General features: G+C 64.8%; 9 protein-coding genes and 2 pseudogenes. 2 read left to right on the top strand and 9 right to left on the bottom strand.

The window, feature by feature from the left end; translation table 11 throughout:
* Both HY852_RS17620 and HY852_RS17625 read right to left on the bottom strand, forming a co-directional pair.
* A pseudogene (locus tag HY852_RS17620) lies at positions 1 to 116 on the bottom strand (3-isopropylmalate dehydratase small subunit); the annotation flags it as partial.
* A 131-nt stretch (positions 117 to 247) separates the two neighbouring features.
* Positions 248 to 646: a metallopeptidase family protein gene (locus HY852_RS17625; protein WP_291606064.1), complete on the bottom strand. Its 399-nt coding sequence runs from the start codon at positions 644 to 646 to the stop codon at positions 248 to 250.
* A gap of 144 nt (positions 647 to 790) precedes the next feature.
* Between HY852_RS17625 and HY852_RS17630 the strand changes: the two genes are divergently transcribed.
* Together HY852_RS17630 and HY852_RS17635 are read left to right on the top strand one after the other, a co-directional pair.
* The gene (locus tag HY852_RS17630) at positions 791 to 1,102 is read left to right on the top strand and encodes a hypothetical protein (protein WP_291606071.1); all 312 of its coding nucleotides are present in this window, start codon (positions 791 to 793) and stop codon (positions 1,100 to 1,102) included.
* A 120-nt stretch (positions 1,103 to 1,222) separates the two neighbouring features.
* Positions 1,223 to 1,522, top strand: coding sequence for a hypothetical protein (locus HY852_RS17635; protein WP_291606065.1), 300 nt, complete (start codon positions 1,223 to 1,225; stop codon positions 1,520 to 1,522).
* Between the two features lie 12 nt (positions 1,523 to 1,534).
* On the opposite strand, the gene HY852_RS17640 is transcribed toward HY852_RS17635, so the two are convergent.
* The 7 genes and pseudogenes from HY852_RS17640 to HY852_RS17670 form a co-directional block, all read right to left on the bottom strand.
* A complete protein-coding gene (locus HY852_RS17640; RefSeq protein ID WP_291606066.1) occupies positions 1,535 to 1,834 on the bottom strand; it encodes a DUF1330 domain-containing protein in 300 nt (99 codons plus the stop codon).
* Between the two features lie 120 nt (positions 1,835 to 1,954).
* Positions 1,955 to 3,361 carry a 3-isopropylmalate dehydratase large subunit gene (gene leuC / locus HY852_RS17645; protein ID WP_291606067.1) on the bottom strand — a complete coding sequence of 469 codons (1,407 nt, stop codon included), beginning with the start codon at positions 3,359 to 3,361 and terminating at the stop codon, positions 1,955 to 1,957.
* A gap of 326 nt (positions 3,362 to 3,687) precedes the next feature.
* Entirely contained in the window at positions 3,688 to 4,068 is a 381-nt protein-coding gene (rplS, locus tag HY852_RS17650) for a 50S ribosomal protein L19 (protein ID WP_291606068.1), read from the bottom strand.
* A gap of 107 nt (positions 4,069 to 4,175) precedes the next feature.
* Positions 4,176 to 4,922, bottom strand: a complete 747-nt coding sequence (trmD, locus tag HY852_RS17655) for a tRNA (guanosine(37)-N1)-methyltransferase TrmD (protein WP_291606069.1) — start codon at positions 4,920 to 4,922, stop codon at positions 4,176 to 4,178.
* Between the two features lie 13 nt (positions 4,923 to 4,935).
* Positions 4,936 to 5,481: a ribosome maturation factor RimM gene (gene rimM / locus HY852_RS17660; protein ID WP_291606072.1), complete on the bottom strand. Its 546-nt coding sequence runs from the start codon at positions 5,479 to 5,481 to the stop codon at positions 4,936 to 4,938.
* A gap of 136 nt (positions 5,482 to 5,617) precedes the next feature.
* Positions 5,618 to 5,950, bottom strand: coding sequence for a 30S ribosomal protein S16 (gene rpsP / locus HY852_RS17665; protein ID WP_291606070.1), 333 nt, complete (start codon positions 5,948 to 5,950; stop codon positions 5,618 to 5,620).
* Positions 5,951 to 6,042: 92 nt separating this feature from the next.
* A pseudogene (locus HY852_RS17670) lies at positions 6,043 to 6,698 on the bottom strand (signal recognition particle protein); the annotation flags it as partial.

Raw genomic sequence — 6,698 nt, forward strand, 5'->3', positions numbered from 1 at the left:
CCGAGACCGGTGCGCTTGATCGTCTTCAGATACTGCTTCGGGATGATCATGTCGGTATCGACATTGATGATCTTCAGCGGGGCCGCGACGCCTTCCAGCGTGGTGAACTTGTCCATGGTCCTGGTCTTTGGTCCTGGTTTTTCGATTGGGGGCCGTGCAAGGCAGCAGCCGAAGCTCGCCGGTCTGCCCGTTGGGTGCCGGTTTTAGCTCGGCGGCAGGCCCGATCCAAGGGGCAATTGGGCTGGGCCTAGTTTGCCTGGGCCTCGATCGCTTCCATATCGTCGTCGGAAAGGCCGAAATGGTGACCGATCTCGTGCACGAGCACGTGGCGGACGATGTGGCCCAGCGTCTCCTCATGTTCCGCCCAGTAGTCCAGGATCGGCCGGCGATAGAGCCAGATCATGTTGGGCAGGCGGGCGATATCGTCATGGCTCTGGTGGGGCAGGCCGGTGCCCTGAAACAGGCCAAGGAGTTCGAACTCGCTGTCGCATTCCATCTCGTCGATAACCTCCTCGGTCGGGAAGTCATCGACACGGATGATGAGGCCTTCGCAGAGATCACGAAAACGCTTCGGCAGGCGCTCGAACTCGTCGTGCGCCATCGCCTCCATTTCGGCCAGCGTCGGTGCTTTCAGACTCGTCCACATATCTCCTGTTTAGCGCGGGTTTCGCTTCGGTGCATCTCGCTTTATGGTCAAAGGAGCAGTTGACGGGATCTGCGAAAACAGGGACCGTACGGCGCCCGAGGCGGCCAAAGCTACCGAGGCGGGGCCATTTGCGTGAGTGATACGATGCGGGGCGGGACGGCAGCACTATTCTTGGCTTGTATCGCGGCGGTTTCGCTGCCGGATCGGAGTGCGCAGGCGCAAGCGGCGTCGGCCGAAATCCGGCTGGCGCAAGCCGTTGTCCCGGATGCTCCGCTGCGTCGGCGCCCGCCGACCCGGCTCCGAGTCTATCCGTACTACCAGCCGGATGGCGTCTATCCGCGCTACAATCCCGGGCCCGGCGCGGTGCGGGAGTGCAATGCCATCTACGTGCAGGAATACCGGCCGAGCGGCACGGTGATCGTTCCGCACATGAGCTGCTATTGGCGCCGCGGCTGAGACGCACACGCCTGACGTGCCGGACAGACAGGCCTTGCGATGCAGGCCTTTTCTTATTGCGCTGACGGCAAGGGAGGTCGCATTCTAAGGTTGCGTTTGCCTGCTCAGGAGGACCTTTTCATGAAAGCATTAATCGGAGCTACGCTTGCGGCCGGACTGCTGGCGCTCGCCGCGCCAGCCGTGACTATTCCTGCCGCCGCTGCGCCTGCCCAAGCCACAGCGCCGCATCATCAGGCCGGGAAAGTCACGGACTTTAGCGCGCGCCGGTATTACCGGCGTTACTATCGCCCCTATTACGGCTATCGACCCTACTACCGGCCCTATCCCTACTACGCGCGGCCCTACTATTACCGACCCTACCCGTACTACGCGCCGTTCGGCTTTGGCTTCGGAATTGGCGTTGGTCCGTGGGGGTGGTGACGTCGGTGCCGTCTAGCGACCTGGCGTAAATCCTTCTACCAGGAGCACGGTCGCCTGCGCGCCTGCTTTGCGGTCGCGGCTGATCTCGAGATATTCCGGCGAGTCCGCCCAGGCGTTAAACGCGGCCTCGTCGGGAAAGGACATGAGCACCAGCTTGTCGCAGGGCCATGCGCCTTCGACAACGGTGGGTTGCTCGTCGGCTGCGAGCAGGCGGCCGCTGAACTTCCGGAAAACGTCGAAGAATTTCGCTTGATAGCGATCGTAGGCGGCACGGTCCGTCATCTTCAATTGCGCGATGGCGTAAACTGTCATTCCGATGCTCTCTCCCGCGGCCCCGCGCCTCGCAAGCGTTCGCTCAGGCGCGAGCGGTGCAAGCCTCAAGTTTGCGACCGCTCGGTTAGCAAGGCTATCGTTCAGTTGAAGAGGAGGGGCTTACCGCCACTCCCGCACGTCGACGAAATGCCCGGCGATCGCCGCCGCCGCCGCCATCGCCGGCGACACCAGGTGGGTGCGGCCCTTGAAGCCCTGGCGTCCTTCGAAATTGCGGTTCGAGGTCGAGGCGCAGCGCTCTTCCGGCTTCAGCTTGTCCGGGTTCATGGCAAGGCACATCGAGCAGCCCGGCTCGCGCCACTCGAAGCCGGCCTTGATGAAGATCTTGTCGAGACCTTCCGCTTCCGCCTGCTCCTTCACGAGGCCCGAGCCCGGCACGACCATCGCGTTGACGTTGGCGCTGACGTGCTTGCCTTCGGCGATCTTGGCCGCCGCGCGCAGATCCTCGATGCGGCCGTTGGTGCAGGAGCCGATGAAGACGCGATCGAGCTTGATGTCGGTGATCTTCGTGCCGGGAACGAGGCCCATATATTTCAGCGCGCGATGCTTCGATAGCCGCTTGGCCTCGTCCTCGATCTTGTCAGGGTCGGGTACGATGCCGGTGATCGAGACGACATCCTCAGGCGAGGTGCCCCAGGTGACGATCGGCGGCAGCTTGGCCGCATCCAGCCGGATCTCGTGGTCGAAACGCGCGTTCTCGTCCGAGCGCAGCGTCTCCCAGTAGCGCATCGCCGCGTCCCAGGCGGCGCCCTTCGGCGCCTTGGGACGGTCGCGCAGGAAATCGAACGCCTTCTGGTCGGGCGCGACCAGGCCCGCGCGGGCGCCGCCTTCGATCGACATGTTGCAGACCGTCATGCGGCCTTCCATCGACAGCGCGCGGATCGCCTCGCCGGCGTATTCCAGCACATAGCCGGTGCCGCCGGCGGTGCCGATCTCGCCGATGATGGCGAGGATGATGTCCTTGCCCGTCACGCCTTCCGGCAACTTGCCGTCGACGGTGGCGCGCATGTTCCTGGCCTTCTTCTGGATCAGGGTCTGCGTCGCCAGGACGTGCTCGACTTCGGAAGTGCCGATACCATGCGCCAGCGCGCCGAATGCGCCGTGCGTCGAAGTGTGGCTGTCACCGCAGACGATGGTCGTGCCCGGCAGCGTGAAGCCCTGCTCGGGGCCGATCACGTGCACGATGCCCTGGCGCTTGTCGAACTCATTGTAGTACTCGACACCGAATTCCCTGGCGTTGTCGGCCAGCGCCTTGATCTGCTCGATGCTCTCCGGATCGGGATTGGGCTTGGTGCGGTCGGTGGTCGGGACGTTGTGGTCGACGACGGCGAGCGTCTTCTCCGGCGCGCGCACCTTGCGGCCCGTCGCGCGCAGGCCTTCGAAGGCCTGCGGCGAGGTCACTTCGTGGACCAGATGGCGGTCGATGTAGATCAGGCAGGTGCCGTCTTCGGCCTCGTGCACCAGATGGTCGTTCCAGATCTTGTCGTACAGCGTGGTCGGTTTGGACATGAGCTCAAGCTCCAGGAATCTTGGTAAGCGGATGGGCGCGGTTCCGCGCGGCAGAGAAACGGCAGCGCGGCGTTCAGTGCGCGCTGCCAAGCTCCGAGGTTGCCGAGGTCGCAAAACGGCCGAAAAATCGGCCGGGCAGGCGCGCGTGATCGTCGATGACGACGCGCGTTGCGAACTCAGAGGCAATGCTGGTCTGATCCAGAACCATTGGGCGAGTATATAGCAGGCCAAATTGGAAGCGCGAGCGCTTTCGCCGCAGGGCGGCGGCGCAACAAAAAAGCGCGAGGCAAGCCCCGCGCTCTTCTGCAAGTTCCTTGCGGGCGAACCTACTCGCCGACGGCAGTCGCGCGGTCCTGCTTTTCGACGATGCGGGCCGACTTGCCGCGCAGGCTGCGCAGGTAATACAGCTTGGCGCGACGCACCTTGCCGCGACGTACCACCTTGATCGAGTCGATCATCGGGGAGAGCAGCGGGAATACGCGCTCCACGCCCTCACCGTAGGAAATCTTGCGCACGGTGAAGCTCTCGTTGAGCCCGCCGCCGGAACGGCCGATGCAGACGCCCTCATAGGCCTGCACACGGGTCCGGTCGCCTTCGACCACCTTCACGTTGACGATCACGGTGTCGCCGGGCCCGAAATCCGGGATCTCCTTGCCGGCGGAGAGCTTGTCGAATTGCTCTTTCTCGAGCTGCTTGATCAGGTTCATGGGTAATCTCCATCGGCGCGCCCAGCCTGAAAACGGGGGCTGCGCGAATATCCCTCTATCCAGCCATTGCGGATTTGGCGCTCGTATAAGGCAAGTGCGAGCGTTTGTCACCCGTCTGTCGTGCTTTTTGGCGCTTTTTGGCCGGGTCTTGCGGTCCACAGGTCCGGGCGCCGGGCCCAGGTCAGGGCCTCGGCCTGGGCCCTCCGCCAAGCTGCCACCTTGGCGTGGTCGCCCGATGTGAGGATTTCCGGGATGGGAACCCCCTCGAAAAGCTGGGGCCGGGTGTACTGGGGATATTCCAGGAGCCCTTCCGAAAAGCTCTCCTCGGCTCCTGAAGCTTCTTTGCCCATGACGCCCGGCAACAGCCGGACGCAGGCGTCGATCAGGGCGATGGCGGCGATCTCGCCCCCCGAAAGCACGTAATCGCCGATCGAGACCTCCTCCAGGCCTCTGGCGTCGATCACCCGCTGGTCCACCCCCTCGAACCGGCCGCAGACGATCAGCGGGCCGGGACCCCGGGCAAGTTCCACCACCCGCGACTGGGTCAATGGCCGACCCCGCGGGCTCATCAGGAGGCGCGGCCGGTCGGGGGCTACGGCGGCAGCGTCAATCGCCGCGGCCAGGATGTCGGCCCGCAGCACCATCCCCGGCCGGCCCCCGGCCGGGGTGTCGTCGACGCTGCGATGGCGGTCGGTCGCGGAGGCACGGATATCACGGGCATCCAGCGCCCACAGGTCTGATGCCAGCGCCCGCCCGGCCAGGCTGATGCCGAGCGGCCCGGGGAACATTTCCGGGAACAGCGTCAGGACGGTCGCGCGCCAAAGGGCCGGACGATCAGTCGGAGCAGCAGTCATGTTCACGGCACCACTATGGGTCCCCGCCTTCGCGGGGACGAGGTGAGTGATCCTCGGCCTCGATCTCCTGCGGGAGATCGATCACCACGCGCCCGCCCTCAAGATCGACCGTCGGCACCACCGCATTGGAGAACGGCAGCAGCATGGTCGCGCCCCTGGCCGGCGCGATCTCGATGATATCGCCGGCGCCGAAATTGTGGATCGCAATCACCCGCCCCAGCGCTTCACCTGCCGTCGTGACGGCGGCGAGCCCGATCAGGTCGGCGTGGTAGTATTCGCCCTCACCGGCCGTCGGCAATTTGTCGCGGGCGACATAGAGCTCGAGCCCGTTCAGCCGCTCGGCCTCATCGCGCGTGGTGACGCCCTTGAGCGTTGCGACCAGATGGCCCTTGGCCTCGCGCGCATGCGCCACCTCGAACTGGCGTGTGCCGTCCCTGGTGACGAGCGGGCCGTAATCCTGCACGGCGAAGGGATCTTCGGTGAAGGTCCACAGTTTGACCGCGCCGCGCACACCATGCGCGGCCCCGATCCGCGCGACGCAGACGAGGGGCGACATCAGCGGGCGCTCGGGGCCTCATCCTTCGAGACGCGGCGGAGACGCCGCTCCTCAGGATGAGGTGATAGTTCCTCATGCTGAGGAGCACGGCGTAAGCCGTGCGTCTCGAAGCATGAGGCCGGGATCATCGTAACAACCCTTACGCCTTGGCGGCGGCTTCGGCCTGCGCCTTGCGCTCCTTGCGCGGCACGGCCTTTTGCGGGTTTTTGCGCGGCGCGCGCTTGGCGACGCCTGCGGCATCGAGGAAGCGCATCACGCGGTCCGAAGGCTGCGCGCCCTTGGCGATCCAGGCCTTGACCTTGTCCATGTCGAGCTTCAGCCGGGCCTCATTGTCCTTCGGCAGCAGCGGGTTGAAATAGCCCAGGCGCTCGATGAAGCGGCCGTCGCGCGGAAAGCGCGAGTCGGCGGCGACGACATGATAGACGGGGCGCTTCTTGGTGCCCGCGCGCGCGAGGCGGATAACGACTGACATTCTTAAGTCTCTCCTGAGTGTCGGTTAATTCAAAGGTGTCGGTTCAGCTCGTCATTCTCGGGGCGCGAGCAAAGCGAGCGAAAAGTGTGCCCTCATTTCTTCTTCCCCGGTCCGGAGAAGCCGCCGAGCCCGGGCAGGGTCGGCTTGTTGCTGAGGCCCGTGAGCCCCGGCAAATTCGGCAGGCCGGAGCGAAGACCGGCAGGCAAATCCTTCGGCAGGTTCGGCAGGCCTTGGCCGCCTCCACCCTGCATCTTCTCCTGCAGCGCCTTCATCTCTTCCGGCGAGGGCGGCTTCATGCCGCCGCCAAAACCCATCGCCTGCGCGATGCCGGCGAGCGGGCCGCGTTTGCCCGAGCCCATCGCCTTCATCACATCGGCCATGTTCCGATGCATCTTCAAGAGCTTGTTGACCTGCTCGACGTTCTGGCCGGAGCCCGCGGCAATGCGCTTCTTGCGGCTCGCCTTGAGCATGTCCGGGTGACGCCGCTCGTCGCGGGTCATCGAATCGATGATCGCGATCTGGCGCTTGAGGATCTTGTCGTCGATGCCGGCGGCCGCGATCTGGTTCTTCATCTTGGCGATCCCGGGCATCATGCCCATCAGGCCGCTGATGCCGCCCATGCTCGCCATCTGCGACAGCTGCTCGCGCATGTCGTTGAGGTCGAACTGACCCTTGCGCATCCGCTCGGCCGTGCGTGCGGCCTTTTCGGCGTCGATGTTGGCGGCGGCCTTCTCGACCAGCGACACCA

This window comes from Bradyrhizobium sp. (assembly GCF_016213215.1).
In the GTDB taxonomy this organism is placed as follows: domain Bacteria; phylum Pseudomonadota; class Alphaproteobacteria; order Rhizobiales; family Xanthobacteraceae; genus Bradyrhizobium.

What these genes read in the sequence shown, in the direction of transcription:
- HY852_RS17625 (WP_291606064.1), bottom strand. Translation starts at nt 646, where the DNA reads ATGTGGACGAGTCTGAAAGCACCGACGCTGGCCGAAATGGAGGCGATG.
- HY852_RS17640 (WP_291606066.1), bottom strand. Translation starts at nt 1,834, where the DNA reads ATGACAGTTTACGCCATCGCGCAATTGAAGATGACGGACCGTGCCGCC.
- leuC (WP_291606067.1), bottom strand. Translation starts at nt 3,361, where the DNA reads ATGTCCAAACCGACCACGCTGTACGACAAGATCTGGAACGACCATCTG.
- trmD (WP_291606069.1), bottom strand. Translation starts at nt 4,922, where the DNA reads ATGACTGCTGCTCCGACTGATCGTCCGGCCCTTTGGCGCGCGACCGTC.
- HY852_RS17635 (WP_291606065.1), top strand. Translation starts at nt 1,223, where the DNA reads ATGAAAGCATTAATCGGAGCTACGCTTGCGGCCGGACTGCTGGCGCTC.
- rplS (WP_291606068.1), bottom strand. Translation starts at nt 4,068, where the DNA reads ATGAACCTGATCAAGCAGCTCGAGAAAGAGCAATTCGACAAGCTCTCC.
- HY852_RS17630 (WP_291606071.1), top strand. Translation starts at nt 791, where the DNA reads ATGCGGGGCGGGACGGCAGCACTATTCTTGGCTTGTATCGCGGCGGTT.
- rpsP (WP_291606070.1), bottom strand. Translation starts at nt 5,950, where the DNA reads ATGTCAGTCGTTATCCGCCTCGCGCGCGCGGGCACCAAGAAGCGCCCC.